Here is a 22,142-nt window from a genome sequence, read left to right on the forward strand (position 1 = left end):
ATGCGCATCGAATGCTGCCTAGAGTGGGGACTCGCATGAACGCGTTCTGAACGCTTGTACCGATGTCCACACCATGACCACCGCCACTGATCCCTTGCCTCCTGCGGCAACGCCACTGCCGCGCCCCCCGGCTGTGCTGCGCCGCATGTTGTCGCTGCACGACTTTGAGGACGCCGCGCGCAGGCGGCTGCCCCGGCCCATTTTTGGCTACATCGCAGGCGCGGCCGAGGACAATGCCTCGCTGCGCGACAACCGCGAGGTGTTTGGCGAGTACGCCTTCACCACGCGTGTGCTGCGCGACGTCTCGCAGCGCTCGCAGGCCGTGGAGCTGTTTGGCGAGCGCTACAACAGCCCCTTCGGCATTGCACCCATGGGCATCAATGCGTTGTCCACCTACCGGGGCGATCTGGTGCTGGCGCGTGCGGCGCAGCGCGCAGGCATCGTGTCGGTCATGAGTGGCACTTCGCTGATCCCGATGGAAGACGTGGCGCGCGCGAGCCCGGGCACCTGGTTCCAGGCCTATCTGCCCGGCGACCAGGCGCGCATTGATGCGCTCATCGACCGCGTGGAGCGCGCAGGTTTTCGCACGCTGGTGGTCACGGTGGACATCCCCATCTCGGCCAACCGCGAGAACAACATCCGCACGGGTTTTTCAACCCCGCTCAGGCCCGGCTTGCGCCTGACGTGGGACGGCCTGGTGCGGCCACGCTGGGTGGCTGGCACCTTTTTGCGCACGCTGCTGCACCATGGCATGCCGCACTTCGAGAACTCGTTTGCCACGCGGGGCGCGCCCATTGTGTCGTCTTCAGTGCTGCGCGACTTCTCCGCGCGCGACCACCTCAGCTGGAACCACCTGGAGGCCATCCGTCGCCGCTGGAAGGGGCCGTTGGTTGTCAAAGGCCTGCTCAGTGTGGACGACGCATTGCAGGCCCGGAACCTGGGGGCCGACGGGGTGGTGCTGTCCAACCACGGAGGTCGCCAGCTCGACGGCGCCGTGTCCGCCATGCGCGTGCTGGAGGCCGTGGTGGCGGCGGTGGGGCCTGCTTTCCCGGTGCTCATCGATGGGGGCTTCCGGCGTGGCTCTGACGTGCTCAAGGCCATTGCACTGGGCGCACGCATGGTGCTGGTGGGGCGCCCTTTCAACTACGCGGCCGCTGTGGCTGGGGAGGCCGGGGTGCAGCACGCCATCGGGCTGCTACGCGACGAGGTGGACCGCAACCTCGCCATGCTGGGTGCCACAGCTTGCACTGACCTGGGGCCTGGGCACATCGTTCGCCGACACGGCTGAGGCAGACGGAACATGCGGGAGCCGCCCGTCTGAGCGCCGGAAAACCTTGCTATAATCGCAGCTTCGACTCACAGGAGAGGTGGCAGAGTGGTCGAATGTACCTGACTCGAAATCAGGCGTAGTGGCAACACTACCGTGGGTTCGAATCCCACCCTCCACTGCAAGTATTCATATCAGACGGGCCCGAGTGGCCCGTTTTGCATTTCTACCTTCCGCTCTATCTATCGCAGCGGTGAGTTCGCTGAGACACGGGGCCTTGCTGTCTAGCAGTTAGCTGAGGCTTTTTCATTTCCAGCCTGCCGCGTACACACCTTCCATGACGGCAATGTGCGTCTCGTTTACGGCCTGCGAGTACTGACCCAGTCTTTCGCGGGTGATCTGCACAGCGTTGTTTGCATTTACGGCTAGGTGCGGCGCTCGCTCAATATCGCGGGGGCCCAGCCGACCGTATCTGTGGAGGAGCACGTTGCGCACCATAGATGCCTCATTCAGAGTGTTTGATGCATGGGGCGGTATCGCTACGTCGGCTCCGAGCCAACCGAATAGCGTCGTCAACCTAGCGGCAACATCCCATCCACCGTCGGGAGTTTTTTGTTTCGCTTTCTGGTCAAGTTTTTGAGCCATTTCTAGACATTTCTCATCTGACCATGGCCAAGCTGCCATGTCATATGTTCCGCGAGCAAATTTGTCGGCAGCAGCTGTTGCGGCGGAGTTGATCGTCTCCAGTGCCGCCGCGATGATGTTCTCAGTGCCGCTCTCGTATGCGGACCAGAGACTCAGGAATGCGAGCACATTGACGCGGTGATAGTCCTCCGCTTGCATTTCAGATACCCAGCGCATGTTGTCTTCCGCTTGAGCGACGAGTCTTGTGATCGTCTCAGGAGCTGCGCCTCTCTTCAGTCCCGCATCCGCCAGCAAGACTTTGTGGACCGGTCCCAGGCCTCCCACCATGTGCAGACAGTCGGTGAGATAGCTGGCGAGAAAACGATCTCCGACCAGTCGAGAGCCGGTCAGATGCATGGCCTGCAGCACCTTGTGCTCTGGGGATGTTCCTAGCGGGCGGTCTTGCAGTTCTGGCATGGCAGGCGCGAATAGCTCGGGTAGACCTATCGTACCCGTGACCACGCCTTTTCTCGCAGCCTCAGTACGCTCTGAGCTTGGTTCCGTCCACCAATTTGGAGGAGGGAGTTATTGGCCCCTTGAGAGGCTCTCCTTTTGACTGTCCTAGTCTTTGATGGTGCAGCAGCGATCTCGTGATCGTTTGATTTCCGCCAGCCATAGGTTTTTCCCGGCGATTTATCTATCGTGGTGCAGGGGTTGTTGTATAGCCGACGGTCTATTGGTCAGCCACTGCTGTAGTTCTGGTGCAGCCCCACCGAAGATCGTCCCGACGAACAGTAAAACTACGCCAACAGCTGACACATGGACTCCGCCAGTCGCGGTGGATTCGATCTTCTTTGATACGGCATCAATTTGCCCTGTCAACTGGCGTGCCTGTGCGTTCAGGGCTTCTTGCGCTTTGCTTTCGGCCTGCAGGACCGTTATGTATGTCCTACCCTGCGCATCTTCCAACTTCTTGACGATGCCTTCCAGGTGACCCACGCGACCTTCGATACTCTGGTCAGCCGAGGGTCCGTGAGTGGAGTAGCCATACCCCTGGGCAGACAACCCCGGCAAGACTATGTTCATAGTGGCCGTTATCGCAGGAGGATTGAGTGGAGGGAATACCTTTATCCATGCCTTGAACTGCGAGCGGACGGTCGGCTGCCCAAATTCAGCCCGTGTTTTCAGGATGCCCCATACCACCGTGAGTACACCGCCTAGCTGCAAGCACATGCCAGCCAGACGAAATGATTTCTCAGTCCAGCCAAGCGAGCCAACAACAACGATGGATATGACTACCAATGCAATTGCCCACCAATAGGAATTGCTGATAGGGACCCTTTTTACCCAACGGCCGATCTCCCTCAGCCACCGAACAAATTTCTTCATAGCTCTTGCGCCCTTTGTTGTTGGCACCTGTTATTTCAGGGGCGAAATGGACATTTTCCAGCCCCACCCAGCCGGGCTCTGCAATTGACCCTGGGTGACTACTGCGCGACACCGACTACTCGATGCGCCCCCACGCAGTCATTTACCTCGTCCACGACCTGGTGCGCTCCGCGTATGCCCTTGTACGTAGGTGCCGTTGGATCTTGTGTATCCGCGCACAGTCACGTCGGTTCCTGCAGTGGATGAGGAGCCACCTCCATACCCCGTTGAGCCCCTGTACGCATAGCTGCTACCACCATAGCCCGATGAGTACGACTCTGCCTGCGTAGGCTTGCACGGCTCGGACAACTTGTCCGCATACTGGATTTCCTGGTTATCACCCTGGATGCAGGCCACTTTCTGGTTGGCCGCAACACAGGGTCGATCTTGATACTCGGTCTTCCCGTTGACTTCGCACTTATAGAGTGGGCCTGCATTCGCACCAGAGCCCACCATGCAGATAGCGAGGAATACTATGGAGCGGAGAGCGTGGCCGAGTGTTGGATGCATGCTTGTCCTTCGCGCCTACCATCGAGTTTGATGAGCACGATCCCACATCCTGCCCTGGCACTATTGCAACTACTGCAGGCGGTTCCGTCAACGTGAAATTGCCCGAGCGAGACACGCCTTGCGGCTGTCCTGGTCTTTGATGGCATAGCAGCGATCCCGTGATCCCTTGATTTCTGCCAGACACTGGTTGCGGTTGTCACCATCCTTGATGCGGTAGCAACTTCCAGAGTCCCGCTTGACCTGCGCCAGACAGTACGCCCGCTTGTCCGCATCCTTGATCGCGTAGCACTCCGAGGTGCCCGCCATGGCCTCCCCCATCCAGGCCCCTGTGATCATGCAGAGTGGCACGAGGAGGTATTTTCTCGCTATGTTGTTGATGGTCATGGGGCCCTCATTCGCAGACGCTGTGGAACATGGCCTGCTCCTCGCCAGCGGTGCAGATGGTCAGTTGATGCCCATCACGTTGCCAGCGGAATCTACACATGGCAAGCCCTGACCCACTGCAGGTCTGCATTTCCGGATGACCCTCGCATCGGCTGTCACCCTCCATACATTGATCTGCCTCTTTGGAGATCACAGGCTGCCAGCCATCACGCATGAGCACCACTCGCACCTGTGCATAGGATTCGGTGCGAGCGAATGGCGGGACAGGACGCCGTTTGATGCCGGTCTGGGCCTGGGTTTCATCCACCACTGGCGGCAGCGAGCGATCACGCCCGTCTGGTGACTTGCGAGAGATCATGAGTGGCGCGCGATCCTCGGCTGCCACGGTTTTGCCAGTGACCTTCTGCCATTGCCCCGCATATGCCCAGTAGGCCTGCCCTTGGTAACTGATCCGCATGCGCTTGGGCTTGAGGTGATCTGCATCCTTCGATGATTGCCATTCCATCCAGTCCGCTGTTACGGGATCACCATGCGTCACCTCACGGCATTGCCCGCGTGCGATCTTGCGCATGGCCTCCGATCTCCATGCCGCTGCATCTCGCTGCATGTAGGTGTCGCTGGTGATGATGCGTCTTTGCATGTCCGGTTGATTGCGGAATTTCTCCAGGAGAGCTTGGTTGGTCACATCCTTGGCACCGACGATTTCATCGAGTGATTGCTGCTCACGGCACAGCAGGGCAGGCTCTGTCATGGCAGGGCGCAGTTCCAGTTCTACGTCCGGTATGAGCAGTGCGACCGGGGCCATGACTGCGACAGCCAGCCCGTACCACGCCAGCACTACCTTCGCCTTGCCGATGCGCCCCTGCGCCCATGTGACCGATGACCATGCCCTGAGAGATTTCCATTTGGTGGCGAGATAGTTCTTCATTACGTTGCTCCCTCTGTGTTGTTGTGCTGATCGGGTGTGTTGACCCGTGTTGATGCGAGTGGGTCAGAGCTATGACCGTCGGTCATGTTTCCTGCACTGCGACCGAGGGCGTAATTCGCCCAGTCCTGCATGAGCTGCTGCCGTTTAGCGAGGAGGTCACCACGCCGATACGCAGCCTCCACCTTGTTGCCCACCGTATGGGCCAGTGCCATTTCTGCGACCTCGTTCGGGTAGTCGGTCTGCTCCGCACACCAGTCGCGGAACGTAGAGCGGAACCCATGGGGCACTGCCTCCAGCTTCAGGCGACGGAGTACCGCCGTGAGCGTCATGTCCGAGAGTTGGCTACCCAGTTCAGGGTCACGGCTGTTGGGGCTCGGGAATACATACGCTTTGCCCGAGGTGCGTCCCGCTGCGAGAGCGAGCGCTTTCATTTCTTGCAGTAGTGCAATGGCCGCATCCGACAGGGGGACCCGATGGGCCTTGCTGGCCTTCATGCGTTCAGGGGGGATCGTCCACACCCGCGCAGCCAGATCGATTTCCTCCCAGGTAGCGCCGCGAACTTCTCCGGAGCGGGCTGCCGTTAGGATTGCCAATAGCAGAGCCTTGGCCCCCATGCCCTCCTGACCCACCAGCTGCTCCATGAATACTGGCAACTGCGCATAGGGCAGCGCCTGAAAATGCGTGGTCTTGGTCACCTTGCCCGGCGCAGGCAACAGCTTGTCCAGCAGCCCCTTCCAGCGTGCAGGGTTGGAGTCGGTACGGTAGCCCCGTGCAATGGCCCAGTCGATGATGGATTCGATGCGACCGCGCAGGCGGGTAGCCGTCTCCGTCTTGCTGGACCAGATCGGCTCCAGCACCTTGAGCACCATTGCCAGCGATATATCCCGCACAGGCATCTTGCCCAGCACAGGGGTGGCATACATATCCAGCGACCGTTGCCACTGCTGCGCGTGTTTGGCGTTCTTCCAGCCCTTCTCATGCGAGGCGATGTAGCGCTTGGCCGCTTCACCGAATGTCATGCTGGTGTGGATTTCAGCGACCAGACGGGCCCGCGCTCTGCGTGCATCCTCGATAGGGTCGATACCCTGCGCTAATTTGGCACGGGCAGCCCGAGCCGCCTCCCGCGCTTCGGCCAGCGTGACGGACGGATACGAGCCCAGGCCAAGATCGCGCCGTTTGCCTGCCACCTGATAGCGCAATACCCAGCTGCGCGAGCCGTACATCGTGACGTTGAGGATCAGGCCGCGCACACCGCCGACATGGTTGGTGCCACGGCGCCAGAGGGCTGCCACCTGCGCCGCGCCCAGCTCCTTGCGAGGTTCGCGGGGCATCATGGCTGCACCTCCGCTGACGCAGGACCCGGATAGCCAGGGGGCTCATAGATCAGTACCTGCCAGTCGCACACCGAGGCACGAGATAGGGCCTGGGCAGGGTCACCCCCATCCATGGCGATCAGCTCACTCTCGACGGCGCGAGTTCGGCCCTCGGATAGCCAGTCAGTCCATGCGCGGTAGCGGGCGATCATCCCGGCGTCGCGCTGGTGGAGATAGACGACCTGCAGAGGTGCAGGCGGGTTCGGTGCAGTCAATCGAATTTCCTCCTTGACCGCCACTCTGGAGAATTTGGAGGGCTTATAGGAAATTTCGATTTCATCGTCCCGGAACCCGCATGGGGCAAGGCGATGCTCTCCTCTCCCCAATTTTATTGGGCTTGTTGCTATCAATTTCATATCAATGACTCCTATGTCATTGATTTTCAATAGCTTTTTTCAGAGGCGGAGAGGGGGTGTCCGGAGCGGGCGCGCTGTCTTGAGGGACGAGACAGGGGGCGAGTTTTCTTGCGACGCGAGACACGGAGACTTCCCCGCGATGGGGAGCATGGAGGGGAGATCAGCGGGTAGCCTTACCCGCCATTTGTTCAGGCCAGTTCGTAGGGTTCCAGGGTCCAGCTATAGCTCAGGCCACGCGGGTGGCGCGGATGACCATTGGCCGTCAGCTCACCGAATCGGCGCCACTGAGGGTTGTATTTCGCCAGCCGTTGGAATAGCTCGTCCCGGGTGCGGTAGAGGTACGGACGGTTCATTACCAGTTCGCCCCAGGCTGCCCAGATGGTGGGAGTGGGGTACTGAGCGATGATCTTCTCGATTTCTTCCAGATTGCGCTCGCAGGCCATGGGCGCAGGCTTGGACGGCAGGTCTTGGGGATCGGTGGCCCGCACCGGGTAGAGGTTCAGCATGATGAAACTATCGAATCCGCATTGCTGCGCGACCTTCTCCACCTTGGTGACCGTGTTGTCCAGCTTCTCCTGGGTGGCCGTGCTGGGGTTGACTCCGATGGTGATCAGTGGGCGCTTGCCTATGGTGCCCAGGGTGTAGCGCCATTGGTCGTCGTGTTCGGAGTGATAGATCTCGTACATAGTGCCTTTCAGGTGCGTGTGTTCCATGGCACCCGTGACAGCGTGGTCTGTGATGCCAAATAAATCGTACATCTATTTAGTCGTATTACGACTATTCTGAATGTGACTAGACGATTTGGGGATGTCCACGTCCCTTTACCATGCTGATTACGAAGCGGTAAGGGAATCGTTGCGCGCTATGCGCGTCAAGGCCAATCTGACTCAGACCGCGATTGCGGAGCAACTGGGCGTGGGCCAGTCCTACGTTTCCAAGCTGGAGCGTGGGGAAAACTACGTGGATGTGCTGATCTTTGCGCGGTGGTGTGTGACGTGCGGTGTTCGGCCGGGATTGGCTCTCGATAGGTTATTGAGAGAGCCGCCGACTTGAGTGTTTGGACGAGGTGCTTCAGCGGAGAGGGCCGTATGCGCTATCTCCGAGGTCGAGCGAGTCTGTTTCGCCTCCTGCCTTACCCGGCGCCCCGCCCGGTAGCCCCGAGTTTCGGGCGGGAGCGTTTCATGATCTACCCGACCTGATTTGAGGCCGTTGGGTCACCGGTCCGCGCGTCCACTTCCCCTATACCCCAGCCCCCGCCCGCCCCGCCGTCCCCGTAGGGGACGGGCGGGCGGGGGCGGGTATGGGTGGCGGGATGTGGCTTCCGGGAGGCTCGGCACGAGCCGTCACGCTGGTCTGCTGCCCCTGGGCTCCCTGAGGTCAGAGGGGTGCTTAGGCGTGTTTCGTGGGGCCTGTGACTGTGGGGGTAGCGGCTAGGTTCTTCCTGCAGCTCTTTGGTACCACTCCGTGCGGTTTCGGCACCATCGCGTGGTAGGGGCTCGCCTGCTCTGTCATCAGTTTGACGTCTTGTTATCTGTGGCCGTCATTCGCCCGGGGATTCCCATCCCGGGTTGATCCGTCTGCGCGCTGCCCAGTAGCTTTCACCCCAGCCCGACTCCCCCCCGCCCCCCCTTTCAGGGGGAGCGGGCGGGGGGAGTTGGGCGGTGGAGATTGGGATGCGCTCGGACCCGCATTCTGGAGTTCGGCTGGCGGCAGTCGATGGGATTACGTGCGCATCGCCTCATATTCTCAGGCTGAAAAGAAATACGTTCCTTTCATCCCTTACAACAAATCGCACTTGTCTATCAGTCTTCGGACGCGATGGAGTCGTTCTCCTGCTTGCCAAGTGCAGCACGCGATATCACCTCGTGAGTGCTTTCATGCTTCAACAAAGTGTGCAGTTTTTCTATTAAAGAGTCTCTGCTACGCAGTGTAGATAAGGCCCCTCTTGTCATTCCAAAGCGAGAAGTAGCGATGCGCTCTAGAAATACTCGCGAAACAGTCTCTGCAGCAAGGTAGTGATTAACCTGCTCACTACTTAGCTTCGCAATTTGACCTACTGTCAATTCTGGATCGCTAACTTTCGAAGGTTTCTTAAGCGCAGTTCTCCCGCCGATGATCCTCTCAATTTCATCGGGGGATCGGGCGCGAAGATGCGAGACGACTTTGCGGTAAGCCTGCAAAGTGACTTCATCAATCCCCAACGCTTCGACGTAGCGAAGATTCTTTTCCAATAACACCACTACGTCGGTAAAGGTCGTTTGGAGCCCCTTGGCGCCTCTCTCATTGTTCAAATTAGTCTTTCCTGAACTGCAACGCATGCTTTGGTCATCATAGGTATAACTTTCTTTATGTTCGGTGTCGCATATGCGTTCCACACCGGCCATCCCGCATCAATAGCTTCGGCCACGCCAGTCATATGGGTTACGACTGGCTTGATCATGTCGTCCCCCCACTTACGCCTTAGAGCGGAAAGCTGCTCAGTGTGGATATTTGTTAATCCCGATGCTGCATTACCGGCAGTTTTCGCCATGAACGGAACGATAGCTGCCATTTTTGTTGTGGGAATATAGGCTTTCGGAACATCCTTGTCAGCAATCGATGATCCGGTCCGCAAGAACTCGAGTTTCTTGTCAATCTTGTTAGTGACAAGCGATCTGAAATGAGTCACGCCACGGCTTGACATTGCATCTGGAATCACAGGTATAACAAAGTAGTCGCTAGCAGCGAGCGCATTCTGGCTAACTAGTTTTGTTGCAGGCGGGCAGTCAAAAATAATGTAGTCGTATTTGTCGTCCGCTTCGACTACATCGAGCCATTCTGCGATCAGAGTGCGTTTGTGCCACTCGGAAAGCATAGCTGATCCCATAGTCGTAGACGCCATTTCAATCTCAGTGTCATCAAGCTCAAACTGAGCCGGAACCAAGTCCAAGTTCGGGTAGAAGTTGTACCGAGCATCACGACTGTGGAGGACGTTTTTGTGAATTATTTCATCCCCCGGCATTGACACCCTACGATTGCAAAACGACTCAAAGATAACGTTGCAGGTCTTCCTGTCGGCCGTCGCTTTATCCCAAAGATTCCCCCCCATCATTACGATTGAAAGGCTTGATTGATGATCAACATCTACCACTAAGACTTTAGACTTCGTCGCCAACAAAGTTGCAAGGTGGAATGTGAGAGTAGACTTTCCTACCCCGCCTTTGAAGTTGATTACTGACACCTTGACTGCCATTAGTCCCCCTTGTGTGTTGGAAGGCGACGTGCGCGTCCCCCTCAATGCGCCACTCTACTGCACTGCAAGTATGACTCACTTGGCACACACTGCAAGTCAACACCTGCGGTCGGAGCTATCGCGGTGAGTTCAATTTTGCATTTGCGACGCGGTTTGAAGGCCAGAGGATTGTCAGAGCTTCGTTGCTGCAGGCGTCAAGATGCAGCATCTCCTGCGTGTCGTGCAGTCATCCACTAAGAGGGGCATGGGTAGGTGTCTGTGGCCTCGCCGTGGACCCAGGGGATACGCAGGCGGGGCATTCTTCACGTGGTGTGACTGCAGACTGGGCGACCTACTCCCCCGGGATGCAATTGGATTTCGACTGCCCACCCCACCCACCCCGCCCGGCCCGGCCCCGTAGAGGCGGAGGGCGGGGTGGTGGGTCAGCCGCGATCAGGCATAGGACAGCATCGGTGTTTAACTGCCTGCTGCAGCGCCACCAGTGAGTGTGTTCACGTCCACTGTCCCCTTGTCGATTTGATACGCCTCGCCGTTGAGTACCTTTCTCAGCAAATCGACTGCTGCATCTGTGTAGCGGTGGCCTTTCTGATCTGATGCGTGCCCCAATTTGATGGCGATGTGGTACTTGTTGTCAGTAGCCTTCATGTCGTAGCCTGTTTGGTTACGCAAAAGGGCGATCAGGTCGTCAGCCTTATGCCAAGTCTTGAAGCCTAGCTGTTGTGCAACGCCAGTGAGTGCATACTTATAGTCAAGATTGACCTGTGAAGGATCAGATATCGCAGTGACGCCAAACAGCTTCGCGAATGTCTCGCCAGACTCTACAGAGTGTTCAAGTTGTTGAAAGTCAATTTCAACGTGTTTTTTGGGGATATCGGATCGAATTAACTCTACCGAGCGCGCCATCAATGCTCGCAAGAGCTTTGTATTGATCTTTTCCAGATTGCCCGCTTGTCCGAATGCCTTATATACCCATTCGAATGATGATGCGCTAATGCTCTTGATTCGAATGTTTACATCCGGTGCAACAGAGATAACTTTGTCGCGTGCTGGATACGATGTTTCGTTTATTTTGTCATTCCACTCCAGAATGTATATGTTTGGCACCAATTGAAATTCAGCCCGCACCATTCGATCAACGTCGTACAGTATGGATTTTATGTTTGGATCTTCGGCGCGGTAACCTATAAATATTAGCGGGTGTTCGATGAAGTACATAAGAAGTTTTGCACTTAGGTACTTTTGATCTTCTTCGAATCTTTGGTAGTCTGCCTCATTAATAACGATAGACTGCGGGATTGAGCGGCATCCGTGAATCTTGAAAATTTCACCGATTGACAGGTATCCCTTTCGCATGATCTGCTGACCAACAATACGCTCGTAGTCCGGAAAAAGCGGTTCAATTACTTCGTCATAATTAGTTGTGATAATCGCGTGTGCGCTGATGTTTTTTAGCGCCTCGATCTCGGCATCAAGTTCGGGAGATCCATACGATCCATCAACAGGGCCAAGATCTTCCAGAAGTTCCGCAATCTTGTGCTTGATAAAGATATCGCCAGGAGCTTCTGCCGCAAAATATTCGGGGGGAAAGGATGATCGACCTGCGCCCCAAGCCCACTCGCGATACAACTCTGTAAATGCTGAGCCAATGCGCTTGAGGTCACCGCCATGAGCTTGCTTGTAATATGCAAATTCTTTATCAATCAGCGGGCACTCATGCGCTAGCTTCGTCAGTAGCTGTTCCCAGTTTGGGCCACTGGCATACCGCTTCGTGAATCCGGACCCAACGAAAAGAATCGGCTGGCACTCAGCGTTGCTGAGAACCTCGGCTACATCTGCGCAAATTTCGTCTTGATACTGCTTGTAATCCATCGGCATTGATCGTCCCCCTTGGCTGGACCTAGTATGCATGACCTTTGAAGCGCGCACTCTGGAACATGCCTCCGTGGTCGCGGTGAGATGATTTCGACTGTTGGAGGCAACTGAACATCCAGATGGGCCGTGATTGCTGTGCTCTGAACTCTATGCTCCTCGGATGTGTAGCTTGCTTGGGTGGCCACCCCACCCGCCCGGTCCCATGGGGACAGGATGGGAGGGCGGAGTGGCGGCTCACCTGGCGCGACGTACTATGAGCCAATGGTCAGCATACCGCTGTCGTTTTGCAGCAATCGACCGGCCTCGATCAGTGCATCAATCGCTTCCCGAGCCCGGGTCGAGCGGTGCTTGCTGGACACCGCGCTGAATGCTGCTTTCACGACCTCCAGCGCTTCGTCACGGCTCACCCCTTCGAGCGGTTCACCATTGAGGCCATTTTGCATATGCAGAGTCAGTGCGAGGAGGGCTTCCTTCTGCTGTGGCGTCAGCGCAGGTGCTGTCGCAGCCTTCTCCACCTCGGGTGAGCCCTCCACTTCCATGAGCGCAGGGCCAACGATGGGCAGGCCGTAGTCATCCTCACCCAAGGCAATATTCTCGATGGTGAAGTAATACTTCTTTCCACCGGGCCCCTGGCGAGTCTTGACCAGTTCGACCATCCGCATGCCTGACTCCGTCTCATCCACCATCAGGCAGGTATCGAGGGCCGCATAGAGGCTGGAGTGACCCCGTGGGCCCCGCTCTTTGGCTTTGCCGGTGTGGTGGGTGAGCACGACAGCCGCCCCTGTCAGATTGATGAGCAGGTTGGCATGCGCGATCACCATCCCCATGTCGGTGGAGAGATTCTCGTCACTGCCAGGGGTAGCACGGTTCAAGGTGTCGATGAAGATCACATCCACGCCACCAGCTTGATTGACGTGGTTTGCAAGGTCTTCGACGGAATCCCTGTCATTCAAGCGCCATGGCCTTGTCAGGAACATTGCGTCCGGTGCCGGAAATGACCACCCTGGATGGTGCTGCTCAATGGCCTCCAGCCGGGGCTTGAGGTCGCCTTCCAGATTGACGTACAGCATGCGAGCGCGCTTCGGAATTGCGTGACCGAATACCACGGGCCCATTGAGCAAGGCCGCGCCCAGGTGCAACTGGAACACAGATTTACCGCTGCCAGATGGCCCGGCAATCATGACGAGCTGTCCCTTGCTGATCAGTCCATGGATGAGCGGAATCGCGGATGGCTCGGCCTGTACATCGGCGCGGGTGAGCAACCCGAATTCCCGTGCCTGTTTGGGCAGCCGCACTGGATCGCTGTCTTCGTCGATCTTCAGCTCAGATTCTGGCAAGCTGGGCTCCGGCCGTTCGTGGTCAGCATGGGGCGCATCGTCTTGCACGGTGCCTGGAGGTTGGGCCTCGGTTGAGGGCGCGAGCAGTTTTTCCGCCTCCAGACTCGGCGTATCGCGAGAGGCTCCGGCGTCCTTTGCTTCCTCAGGGATAGCTTCGGTCTTGCTCCCCAAAATTTCGGCCACCATAGCTGCTGCAAACGGATTGGAGCGCCTGCTGGTCGGCTGGTTCTCTGCCGACAACTCGGCGGCTTCTTGCTCCCTACGCCGAGCGGTGAACATGATGGCGGCAGATTTCAGGGGATCGGTCTCGGAGTTGTCCGAGGGAATGATGTGCTGGTTCAGCATCTCTTGTTTCCTAGCAAATATTGGATGGGCATGCGCAAGATGCGGGAGTCGGGCGTGCTATTGCCCTGCCTTCCTGGCATCTGCGACATGCGGGTATGGATGAGGGCTGGGCCCCTATCGCTTCAGATCAGGCCTTCTTGCCCCCCGTGTTTGCGGGAGGTAGCCTTCTTGCGGGCCAGATGGCGCTTCTTCGCCGTCCGCTTGCCCGGCCCGGTCTGATCGACTTGCGAGCGGGTGCTGCCGTTGCGGAGATCCATCCGCCACAGGAGATCGCCCACCGAGTCCACGCGATCCATGAGGTCGCGCTGTACGGCGATCTGCTGCGTCAGCAGTTGGTTTTGCTGCATGACACAGGCGGTCAGCAGAGAGAGGGTGAATTGATCTTCGTAGATCATGATTTGCTCCTAGTAGTGCCAGGAGACAAAGGGCCCCTGACTACCTATAAGTGCGAAATCAAAATTGATAGCAGCCCTCTCAACCCCCAAAAACTGCCAAAAATCGCGCTCAAATTTTCAGCGCATCGAAAAATATCTAAGTAAATCAATGGCTTGCTTGCATCATGCCCATATTGCATTGGGATATGTCGCTTTCACATGTGCGGCTAATTCGCTTAGATGGTGAGTTATTCCATCACTTTGAGTTATGTAATTAAGTGAGTGTGCGCTTGCATCAATTGAGGGTTGATTGCCTTGTGTTTGCGCCTCCAGGGTGGTGCAGGTGTCTCGGCGACGGGACAGACTCAGCCAGGGAGAGCGCTGGTGGGTAGTGCGAGGGGGAGAGGTGCAGGGCTGTTTACGCGGCCATACCGGGGATCAGATCGCGGAGGCGGGGTGGTCTTCGGTGGCGGCCCCTTGTGGCAACATCATCTGGAAACGGTGGATGTGTCCGTTCCTATATTCAGCCAGCCATGAACCTTAATGAGATCACCCGCGCAGAGATTGCATCCCCGTCAGATCTGATGACATGGGCCGAGCATCTAGAGCGACTGAATCTTGAGCAAGGGCCAATGCTCTTCAGAGGGCAAGCCGAGACATATACAAACCTTCAACCAACATTGGCCCGTGCTACCCAAGGTGGTGCGCACGACGCTGCCGCGTTGTTAGAGCGGCAACTGATCAGGAATTTCCGGACGCACTATCGTGACCTCAAGACGTTGCCTGCTGATATGCCATCGGCTGATGATGTAGTGGCGCGATCAGATGTTGACGTGCTGAGTCTTATGCAGCACTACGAGGTACCGAGTCGGTTACTTGATTGGTCCGCGAGTGTGTGGGTGGCCGCCTATTTCGCGTGTGCGTCCAGCGCCAGCAAGGATGCGGAGCTTTGGTTTGTGGATAGCTCACTACTTGACTTGACGCCAGATGAGCTGCCAGCGTCGGCAGTGCGGGAGCGCATTGCCGCCTCGATTGGCGGACGCCCTGCTGAGTACCACCCGAGATGGGGGATGCCGTTACTAGCGGTAGTCGAGCCCGCGTCCAATGCGCGCCTCGCAGCTCAGCATGGGCGATTGACGGCAAGCGACAATGCAACTGTTGACCACGCCCAGCTCCTTTGGAGGCTCGCTACCTTACGTCACGGAAATGAGCGTACAGGTCAATCGTTTGGTCGTCACATCATCCGGGCCAGCCGCAAGCGAGACATCTTGAGATTTCTGTCCGAGGAGAAGGGCGTGAGTGCGAAATCTCTGTTTCCGGACATCGTTGGCCTTGGGCGGTTCCTACGATGGGAGTTTGAGGCGCTACGGACTGAGCTGTACTAGGGTGCTCTGGCGCTTCTTATCCCTCAGTCCCATAGCTGTTACACACACTCGTCAGGGTGTGTCCTGTTGTTTCGGCCAATGACCACGCTCTTTCAGGGTATAGATGGGGTAGCGGGTGGATTTCCACCGCTCCAGCTCGATCCCACAGACCTCGCAGTCAGCTGAGTCATCATCTTTGACCGGGACCTGGTGGTGCTTCACGGCATAGATCGAGCCACACTGCGGACACTGTTTATCCGCGCCCTCACTGATTGCCCAGGTCGCCATGATCCATCCTCGGTAGTTGCGTTAGGCATAGCTTAGCCGCTCGTCCGAGAGTAGTGACAACCCATCATGCTACCCACCATCCCGGATGAGGCCGCTGTGGCTGGGGAGGCCGGGGTGCAGCACGCCATCGGGCTGCTACGCGACGAGGTGGACCGCAACCTCGCCATGCTGGGTGCCACAGCTTGCACTGACCTGGGGCCTGGGCACATCGTTCGCCGACACGGCTGAGGCAGACGGAACATGCGGGAGCCGCCCGTCTGAGCGCCGGAAAACCTTGCTATAATCGCAGCTTCGACTCACAGGAGAGGTGGCAGAGTGGTCGAATGTACCTGACTCGAAATCAGGCGTAGTGGCAACACTACCGTGGGTTCGAATCCCACCCTCTCCGCCAGTATCCAAAGGGTTTGCTGCTATGAAAATAGAAGCAAACCCTTTCTGGTTTCTGGGCCTCCTTGCCCACGCTTTCCCTTCCCAATTGTTCTTCAGCCGACCCGGACCTGGTTGCGGCCTTGTGCCTTGGCCTCGTAGAGGGCGGCATCGGCGCGTGCGATCAGGGCATCGACCGATTTGTCGCCCGGCTGTGCCGTGGTCACCCCGATACTCACGGTGCAGTGCGGCAGGCCTGCGGCCTCCGGGGTGGCTTCGAGTGCTGCGCGCATGCGTTCGGCCACGGCCTGTGCGTCGGCGCTGGCGGTTTCTGGCAGCAGCACCACGAATTCCTCGCCCCCATAGCGTCCGAGCCGGTCGGCCGATCGCAGGTGCGAATGGGCAAGCTGCACGAAGTGTGTGAGGACCTGGTCACCCGCAAGATGGCCATGCGTATCGTTGATGCGCTTGAAGTGGTCGATGTCCAGGATCAGTAGCGAAAACGGTTTGCCATAACGGCTCCAGCGGGCCAGTTCGTCGGCGCAGGCCGCCAGCACCGCCCGGCGGGTGTGTGCCCCCGTCAGGGAATCGTGGGTGGCCAGATGCTCAAACTCTGCGCGCACGCGCTCGCCGGCCATCAGCAACACCCCGATGCTGACGAGCAGCACCGAAAAGCTGAAGGCGGCGATGTAGAGGGTCTGGACGAAGGACTGCGCGAAGCGCTGGGTGTCTGCCTGGTCCAGCCACAGGGTGGAGACGGCACGGCAGACCAGTACCGCTGCCTGCCCCCATAGCACCATGGCCGTGAAGCGGGGGGCGAAGCCCCGGTTGCCATGGCGGCCCAGCAGGCGCGCATGTTCTGCCACGATCGCTGCCAGGGTGCCGCTGAAGACCAGCACCCGGATGCGGTAGTCGGGGTAAGCATGCATGAAGAAGGCAAGGGTGAGCAAAACCGCCGCGATCACCGCAGCCCAGCGGCGCCCTGAGGATGGCAGGCCATACAGCTGCTCGCTTCCCAGCAGGAACAGCGTGACGCCCACCAGCAGCAGTGCGTTGCCCGTCAGGGCCACGAGGGTGGGTGGGAGCACGCCGTCCAGGCCATAAAACAGGGTGGAACTGGCGCACAGCAGGGGCGCAGCGCCCCAAAGCCGCATGCCCCGGATCGACGGCGGGTAGCTGCGTCGCAAGCCCAGCAAGACCAGCCCCATCACGATGCCGATCAGACCCGCCATGATGGTCAGGGAGCGAAGGTCAAGACTGAGCATGAATGAGGGAGGGGGCTGGCGAAATGCCTGGGTTGGGGGACGAGGGCCTGCAAGGCGCGACCATCGCCTGGGGTAGTCATGCAGCGCCATTGCACCGTTCTGGTGCAATTCTAGGGGGCTGATCGGGCTGGAGTATGTCCAGCTTGGTATACCGTCCAGCAGCTTTTGCTGATTGCTCACGGGCATGGGGGGTGGGGCTGGCGTGTTGAGCCGCCGGGCCCTCACCGCCAGAATGGAGGGCTGCGCGGTTTGCGCCTGATGCCCGGAAAGAACCCTGTATGTCCCCAGAACTGCCGACAAACCCTCCCATCCGCCTGACCCAATACAGCCATGGCGCAGGCTGCGGCTGCAAGATCAGTCCCCAGGTGCTGGACGTGATCCTGGCGGGCAGCGGGGCGCAGAACCTGGACCCCCGGCTGTGGGTGGGCAACACCTCCCGCGACGATGCGGCCGTGTATGCGCTGGATGGCGAGCGCGGGGTGGTGTCCACCACCGACTTCTTCATGCCCATCGTGGACGACCCCTTCGACTTTGGCCGCATCGCCGCCACCAATGCCATCAGCGACATCTACGCCATGGGGGCCGACCCGCTGATGGCGATTGCCATCCTGGGCTGGCCGGTGAATGTCCTGCCTCCGGAGGTCGCGCGCGAGGTGGTGCGCGGCGGGCGTGCCGTGTGCGATGCGGCGGGCATTCCGCTGGCGGGCGGGCATTCCATCGATGCGCCGGAGCCCATCTTTGGCTTGGCCGTGACCGGGGTGGTGGAGAAGCGCCACCTCAAGCGCAACGACACCGCCACGGAGGGTTGCCGGCTGTACCTGACCAAGCCGCTAGGCATTGGCATCCTGACCACGGCCGAGAAAAAAGCCCGGCTGCGCCCGCAGGACGTGGGCGTGGCGCGTGACCTGATGTGCGCGCTGAATCAACCCGGCAGCCGGTTTGGCCGGCTCGCGGGGGTCATGGCGATGACCGACGTGACGGGCTTTGGCCTGCTGGGGCACCTGGTCGAGATGGCCGAGGGCAGTGGCCTGAGCGCCGAGATCGACTACGCCGCCGTGCCGCGCCTGGCGGGGGTGGAGCACTACATGGACCAGGGCTGCGTGCCCGGTGGCACGCTGCGCAACTTCGACAGCTACGGCGCCAAGATTGCGCCTCTGACCGACGAGCAGAAGCACCTGCTGTGCGACCCGCAGACCAGCGGCGGGCTGCTGGTGGCCGTGAGCCCCGAGGGCGAGGACGAGTTCCTGGCGGTGGCAAGCGGGCTGGGCCTGGCGCTGGCCCCCATTGGCCGGATGACGGAGCGGAGCGCCCTGGCCGTGGTGTTGCGCTGATGCTGGCTGCTCTGTCGGACTTCCGGCACCTGTTTCTGAACGGTGTGCCCATGATGGATGTGCGTGCGCCGGTGGAGTTTGCGCAGGGCGCGTTCCCCGGGGCGGTCAACCGCCCGCTGATGAATGATGGCGAACGCCAGCAGGTGGGCACCTGCTACAAGCACAAGGGCCAGGATGCGGCGATTGCCTTGGGGCACCAGCTGGTGTCTGGGGCCACCAAGCAGGCCCGCATTGCGGCCTGGGCAGAGTTTGCACGGGCCCACCCGGAGGGCGTGCTCTATTGCTTTCGGGGCGGCCTGCGGTCCCAGATTGTCCAGCAGTGGCTGAAAAGTGAGGCGGGCATCGACTACCCCCGTGTGCGCGGCGGTTACAAGGCCCTGCGCAGCTTTCTCATCGAGACCCTGGAGGCGGCCTCGGCGCAGTGCGGTTTTGTGGTGCTGGGCGGTCTCACCGGCACCGGCAAGACCGAGGTGATTGCGAAACTGGCCCACGGGCTGGACCTGGAGGGGTTTGCCAACCACCGGGGCTCCAGCTTTGGCCAGCGTGTGAGCGGCCAGCCTTCGCAGATCGATTTCGAGAATCGGCTGGCCATTGACCTGCTAAAAAAGCGCGACCGAGGGCATGGAGCGTTTGTGATCGAAGACGAGGGGCGGCATGTGGGCAGTTGCTCCGTGCCGCTGGCGCTGCGGCAGCGGCTGGAGCAAGCCCCCATCGTGTGCCTGGACGACGGCTTTGATGCCCGGGTCGAACGCATCCTGCAGGACTATGTGGTGCTGCAATGCGCTGACTTCGTGGCGGCCCATGGCGAGGCGGTGGGCACTGATCTGTTTGCGGCCCGCTTGCTCGAAAGCCTGGACAAACTCGCCAAGCGCCTGGGCGGCGACCGGCACCGGGCGCTGCGCGCGACCATGCTGGCGGCGCTGGCGCGGCAAAAGGACCATGCAGACCCCGCGCTGCACCGGGGCTGGATCGCCCCGCTGGTGCGCGATTACTACGACCCGATGTATGCCTACCAGCAACGCCAGCGGGCGGGCCGCATCGTGTTCCAGGGCGACCGGCGGGCGGTGCTGGATTACTTGCGTGCATCTGCTTCCACCGCAGGCACGGTGGGCGCGGCAGATGCGGCAGGCGGGAGGGCGGTTTAGCCGCCGTTGTCTTCCGGCCCGTGCTCGCTGCGGGGCAGCACCAGCCGGAACTCGGCGCCGCGCCCTGTGTCGCTGTCCACCTCCAGGCTGCCACCGTGGCGCTGCACCACGGTGGCCACCAGCGCCAGGCCCAGGCCCACGCCCTGCACGGCAGGGTGGCTGCGGTCGTGCAGCCTTTGGTAAGGGGTGAAGAGCTTGTCCTGCAGTTCGGGCGCAATGCCGGGGCCCTGATCACGCACCGACACCACCCAGTGCGGGCCCCGTTCTGCGATGGCGCACTGCACTACGCCGCCCTCCGGGCTGAATTTGATGGCGTTGTTGATCACATTGGCCAGGGCGCGGCGCAGCAGGGCCTGGTCCCCCAGGCACAGGGCGGCGTCGGGGGAGGCGATGGTGCGCACATCCACCTGCTTGTCACGGGCCAAGGCCCAGAGGTCGTCGGTGGTTTCGGCCAGCAGCGCGACCAGATCGATCGGCGCCATGCGGTACTCCTGTGCCTGTGCGCTGGCCAGCTGCACGAAGCTCTCGGCCATGCCCAGGGATGCCTGTGCATAGCGCTCGATGCGCCGCAGCAGTTCATCGTCTGCCATCCGGCCGGGGTAGGCGCGCTGCATCTCCAGCAGTGTGAGGATGGAGGCGTTGGGCGCACGGATGTCGTGCGATATGAAGTGCATCGCCTGGTCGCGCTGCTGCAGGGCACGGCGCATGTCGGTCAGGTCCACCAGCGTCAGCAGCCAGCCTGCGTTGGCCAGGTCGGTGAAGGGCTTGCACTGCACCAGCAGGCTGCGGCCCTGCGCATCGGTGCCTTCGCTGTGTTCAGGCAGTGTTCTTTGGTGCAACTGTTCCCGCGTGATGAGTGGCTGGCGGCTGCCCGCATGCACCAGGTCGGCCAGCAGATCGACCACCGACTGGCCCTGCAGCGCGGCCTCTGCGCCGCCGCCCAGGTGCTCGCGGGCGGCCCGGTTGGCCAGCAGGATCTGGCCCTCGGGGTCGCAGACAAGGCTGGGCGAGGGTAACTGCTGCAGGCTTTCGCTCACGAAATGGTGCAGGTCGCGCAACTGGCGCGACGCGCGCTCGACCGCGTTGATGCGCCGTTCCAGAAAATCGGCCGAGTCCCCGGGGCGCCTGCGCAGCCGCATCGACAGGCCCTGGCGTTGCAGGTTCTCCATCTCCAGCCGCAGAAAGTGCGCCGCAGCACTCAGACGCCGCCAGCTCCACAGCGGGTAGGCCAGCACCAGCCCCAGCAGGGCAGCCGCCGGGGCAAACTGCAGGCCCGCCCACCAGGGCAGGCAAACGCTCAGCACCAGGGTGCCCACGGCCAGTGCTGCGCTGGTCAGCAGCGCTGCCAGGGGGCCAATCAGCAACAGGGCCAGCAGGGCTGCCGCCACAGGCACCAGGTTGAACAGGGTATTGAGCGTGCGCGAGGCAGGCACGATCTGCTCGTCCAGCAGGCGTGCATCCAGCACATGGGCCACCACCTCCACCCCCGGCATCAGGCGCGACTGCTGGCTGACCGGCGTGGCAAACATATCGCCCAGCCCCGATGCGGCGGCGCCCACCAGCACGTATTTGCCCCGGAAGGCATCGGCAGGCACCGCGCCGCGCAGGACGTCGATGTAGGAGTAGGTGGTGAACTGCGAGGGGCCGCCTGCGTAGGCGATCAGGGCCCGGTCGGTGCGCTCCCAGGGGCCTGCATCGGCGGCAAGGGCTGCTGGGCGGGGGCAGGGCGCCGCGCCAGATTGCCGCGCCTGCGCCACACATTGCAGGGCCATGCTGAAGTGGTGCCAGGGCGCGGCGGCCGGGCCTTCGCGCAGGTACAGGCTGCGCACCACCCCGTCGCCGTCGGGGGCTACATGCACATGGCCCAGGTCGGCGGCGGCCTGGGCAAATGTGGGCCAGGGCAGGTCGGTGGCGTTGCCCGTGGGTCCATAGCCGCGCCGCAACACGGGCAGCACCACCCGCCCGCTGCGCCGGATGGCGTCGGTGAGCAGCAGGTCGTCCTCGGGGTAGTCTAGGTCGGCTTCGTTGAACAACACGTCCATGCCGATCACATGCGGGTTCTGCGCCGAGATCCGCGTGATGAGTTCGGCATGCAGGGCCCGGCGCCAGGGCCAGCGGCCGATGGCGGCAATGCTGGGGTCGTCAATGGCCACGAGCACGATGTCCGGGTGCGGGGCGCGAGAGACCAGGCGCAGCCCGGCGTCCTGCACGAGGTGGTTCACCCGGCCCAGGCTCTCAGGCGTGCTGAGCCATGCCACCAGGGCCAGCAGCACAAGGGCCAGCACCGACCATTCCAGGCGGCGCCTGCGGCGGCGGCTGTGGGCAATGCTCAGCATGGGGCGGTGTTAGCGCC

The 22,142-nt window shown here is 60.4% G+C and carries 20 protein-coding genes, 2 tRNA genes and 1 pseudogene; 8 read left to right on the forward strand and 15 right to left on the reverse strand.

Features of this window, described 5'->3' with window-relative positions:
- The first annotated feature begins 73 nt into the window (after positions 1-73).
- Both ACTPOI_RS26625 and ACTPOI_RS26630 read left to right on the forward strand, forming a co-directional pair.
- Entirely contained in the window at positions 74-1,288 is a 1,215-nt protein-coding gene (locus ACTPOI_RS26625; RefSeq protein ID WP_440114862.1) for an alpha-hydroxy acid oxidase, read from the forward strand.
- 73 nt (positions 1,289-1,361) lie between these two features.
- Positions 1,362-1,446: transfer RNA gene (locus tag ACTPOI_RS26630), tRNA-Ser, on the forward strand.
- Positions 1,447-1,573: 127 nt separating this feature from the next.
- Here the strand turns inward: ACTPOI_RS26630 and ACTPOI_RS26635 are convergent.
- The 7 genes from ACTPOI_RS26635 to ACTPOI_RS26665 all read right to left on the reverse strand — a co-directional run bounded on the left by ACTPOI_RS26635 (position 1,574) and on the right by ACTPOI_RS26665 (position 7,628).
- The gene (locus ACTPOI_RS26635) at positions 1,574-2,368 is read right to left on the reverse strand and encodes a hypothetical protein (protein WP_440114865.1); all 795 of its coding nucleotides are present in this window, start codon (positions 2,366-2,368) and stop codon (positions 1,574-1,576) included.
- A 216-nt stretch (positions 2,369-2,584) separates the two neighbouring features.
- A complete protein-coding gene (locus ACTPOI_RS26640) occupies positions 2,585-3,280 on the reverse strand; it encodes a hypothetical protein (protein ID WP_440114868.1) in 696 nt (231 codons plus the stop codon).
- Positions 3,281-3,916: 636 nt separating this feature from the next.
- The gene (locus ACTPOI_RS26645; protein WP_440114871.1) at positions 3,917-4,213 is read right to left on the reverse strand and encodes a hypothetical protein; all 297 of its coding nucleotides are present in this window, start codon (positions 4,211-4,213) and stop codon (positions 3,917-3,919) included.
- A gap of 7 nt (positions 4,214-4,220) precedes the next feature.
- On the reverse strand, positions 4,221-5,141 hold the full coding sequence (locus ACTPOI_RS26650) for a hypothetical protein (RefSeq protein WP_440114874.1): 921 nt from the start codon (positions 5,139-5,141) through the stop codon (positions 4,221-4,223).
- Positions 5,141-6,475 (reverse strand): tyrosine-type recombinase/integrase, encoded by a 1,335-nt coding sequence (locus ACTPOI_RS26655; protein ID WP_440114877.1) that lies wholly within the window; start codon positions 6,473-6,475, stop codon positions 5,141-5,143. Before ACTPOI_RS26655 ends, ACTPOI_RS26650 begins: the two co-directional genes overlap by 1 nt.
- Positions 6,472-6,870 (reverse strand): hypothetical protein, encoded by a 399-nt coding sequence (locus ACTPOI_RS26660; protein WP_440114880.1) that lies wholly within the window; start codon positions 6,868-6,870, stop codon positions 6,472-6,474. The genes ACTPOI_RS26655 and ACTPOI_RS26660 overlap by 4 nt, the downstream gene beginning before the upstream one ends.
- 188 nt (positions 6,871-7,058) lie before the next feature.
- Positions 7,059-7,628, reverse strand: coding sequence for a DUF1643 domain-containing protein (locus ACTPOI_RS26665; RefSeq protein WP_440114883.1), 570 nt, complete (start codon positions 7,626-7,628; stop codon positions 7,059-7,061).
- A gap of 49 nt (positions 7,629-7,677) precedes the next feature.
- Here ACTPOI_RS26665 and ACTPOI_RS26670 point away from each other — a divergent pair, with 49 nt between their 5' ends.
- Positions 7,678-7,923, forward strand: a complete 246-nt coding sequence (locus tag ACTPOI_RS26670) for a helix-turn-helix domain-containing protein (protein WP_047349820.1) — start codon at positions 7,678-7,680, stop codon at positions 7,921-7,923.
- A 749-nt stretch (positions 7,924-8,672) separates the two neighbouring features.
- On the opposite strand, the gene ACTPOI_RS26675 is transcribed toward ACTPOI_RS26670, so the two are convergent.
- The 5 genes from ACTPOI_RS26675 to ACTPOI_RS26695 form a co-directional block, all read right to left on the reverse strand.
- Positions 8,673-9,161: a hypothetical protein gene (locus ACTPOI_RS26675; RefSeq protein ID WP_440114887.1), complete on the reverse strand. Its 489-nt coding sequence runs from the start codon at positions 9,159-9,161 to the stop codon at positions 8,673-8,675.
- Positions 9,158-10,102: a ParA family protein gene (locus tag ACTPOI_RS26680; protein ID WP_440114890.1), complete on the reverse strand. Its 945-nt coding sequence runs from the start codon at positions 10,100-10,102 to the stop codon at positions 9,158-9,160. Before ACTPOI_RS26680 ends, ACTPOI_RS26675 begins: the two co-directional genes overlap by 4 nt.
- A 456-nt stretch (positions 10,103-10,558) precedes the next feature.
- Positions 10,559-11,971: an SIR2 family protein gene (locus ACTPOI_RS26685; RefSeq protein WP_440114893.1), complete on the reverse strand. Its 1,413-nt coding sequence runs from the start codon at positions 11,969-11,971 to the stop codon at positions 10,559-10,561.
- 254 nt (positions 11,972-12,225) lie between these two features.
- Positions 12,226-13,656 (reverse strand): AAA family ATPase, encoded by a 1,431-nt coding sequence (locus tag ACTPOI_RS26690; RefSeq protein WP_440114896.1) that lies wholly within the window; start codon positions 13,654-13,656, stop codon positions 12,226-12,228.
- 122 nt (positions 13,657-13,778) lie between these two features.
- Positions 13,779-14,051, reverse strand: a complete 273-nt coding sequence (locus ACTPOI_RS26695; protein WP_440114899.1) for a hypothetical protein — start codon at positions 14,049-14,051, stop codon at positions 13,779-13,781.
- 611 nt (positions 14,052-14,662) lie between these two features.
- On the opposite strand from ACTPOI_RS26695, the gene ACTPOI_RS26700 reads away from it, so the two are divergent.
- Positions 14,663-15,415 carry an FRG domain-containing protein gene (locus ACTPOI_RS26700; protein ID WP_440114939.1) on the forward strand — a complete coding sequence of 251 codons (753 nt, stop codon included), beginning with the start codon at positions 14,663-14,665 and terminating at the stop codon, positions 15,413-15,415.
- Between the two features lie 51 nt (positions 15,416-15,466).
- On the opposite strand, the gene ACTPOI_RS26705 is transcribed toward ACTPOI_RS26700, so the two are convergent.
- Entirely contained in the window at positions 15,467-15,682 is a 216-nt protein-coding gene (locus ACTPOI_RS26705; RefSeq protein ID WP_440114902.1) for a hypothetical protein, read from the reverse strand.
- Between the two features lie 90 nt (positions 15,683-15,772).
- Here ACTPOI_RS26705 and ACTPOI_RS26710 point away from each other — a divergent pair.
- Positions 15,773-15,910 (forward strand): annotated as a pseudogene (locus ACTPOI_RS26710) (alpha-hydroxy-acid oxidizing protein); the annotation flags it as partial.
- A 73-nt stretch (positions 15,911-15,983) separates the two neighbouring features.
- Positions 15,984-16,073: transfer RNA gene (locus ACTPOI_RS26715), tRNA-Ser, on the forward strand.
- A gap of 91 nt (positions 16,074-16,164) precedes the next feature.
- Here the strand turns inward: ACTPOI_RS26715 and ACTPOI_RS26720 are convergent.
- Positions 16,165-17,313 carry a diguanylate cyclase gene (locus tag ACTPOI_RS26720; RefSeq protein ID WP_440114905.1) on the reverse strand — a complete coding sequence of 383 codons (1,149 nt, stop codon included), beginning with the start codon at positions 17,311-17,313 and terminating at the stop codon, positions 16,165-16,167.
- 278 nt (positions 17,314-17,591) lie between these two features.
- Here ACTPOI_RS26720 and selD point away from each other — a divergent pair, with 278 nt between their 5' ends.
- Both selD and mnmH read left to right on the forward strand, forming a co-directional pair.
- Positions 17,592-18,644, forward strand: a complete 1,053-nt coding sequence (gene selD / locus ACTPOI_RS26725) for a selenide, water dikinase SelD (protein ID WP_440114908.1) — start codon at positions 17,592-17,594, stop codon at positions 18,642-18,644.
- A complete protein-coding gene (gene mnmH / locus ACTPOI_RS26730; protein ID WP_440114911.1) occupies positions 18,644-19,789 on the forward strand; it encodes a tRNA 2-selenouridine(34) synthase MnmH in 1,146 nt (381 codons plus the stop codon). Before selD ends, mnmH begins: the two co-directional genes overlap by 1 nt.
- Here the strand turns inward: mnmH and ACTPOI_RS26735 are convergent.
- Entirely contained in the window at positions 19,786-22,125 is a 2,340-nt protein-coding gene (locus ACTPOI_RS26735; protein WP_440114913.1) for a CHASE2 domain-containing protein, read from the reverse strand. The genes mnmH and ACTPOI_RS26735 overlap by 4 nt on opposite strands.
- Positions 22,126-22,142: the final 17 nt, after the last annotated feature.

This window comes from Acidovorax sp. BL-A-41-H1, from assembly GCF_051942715.1.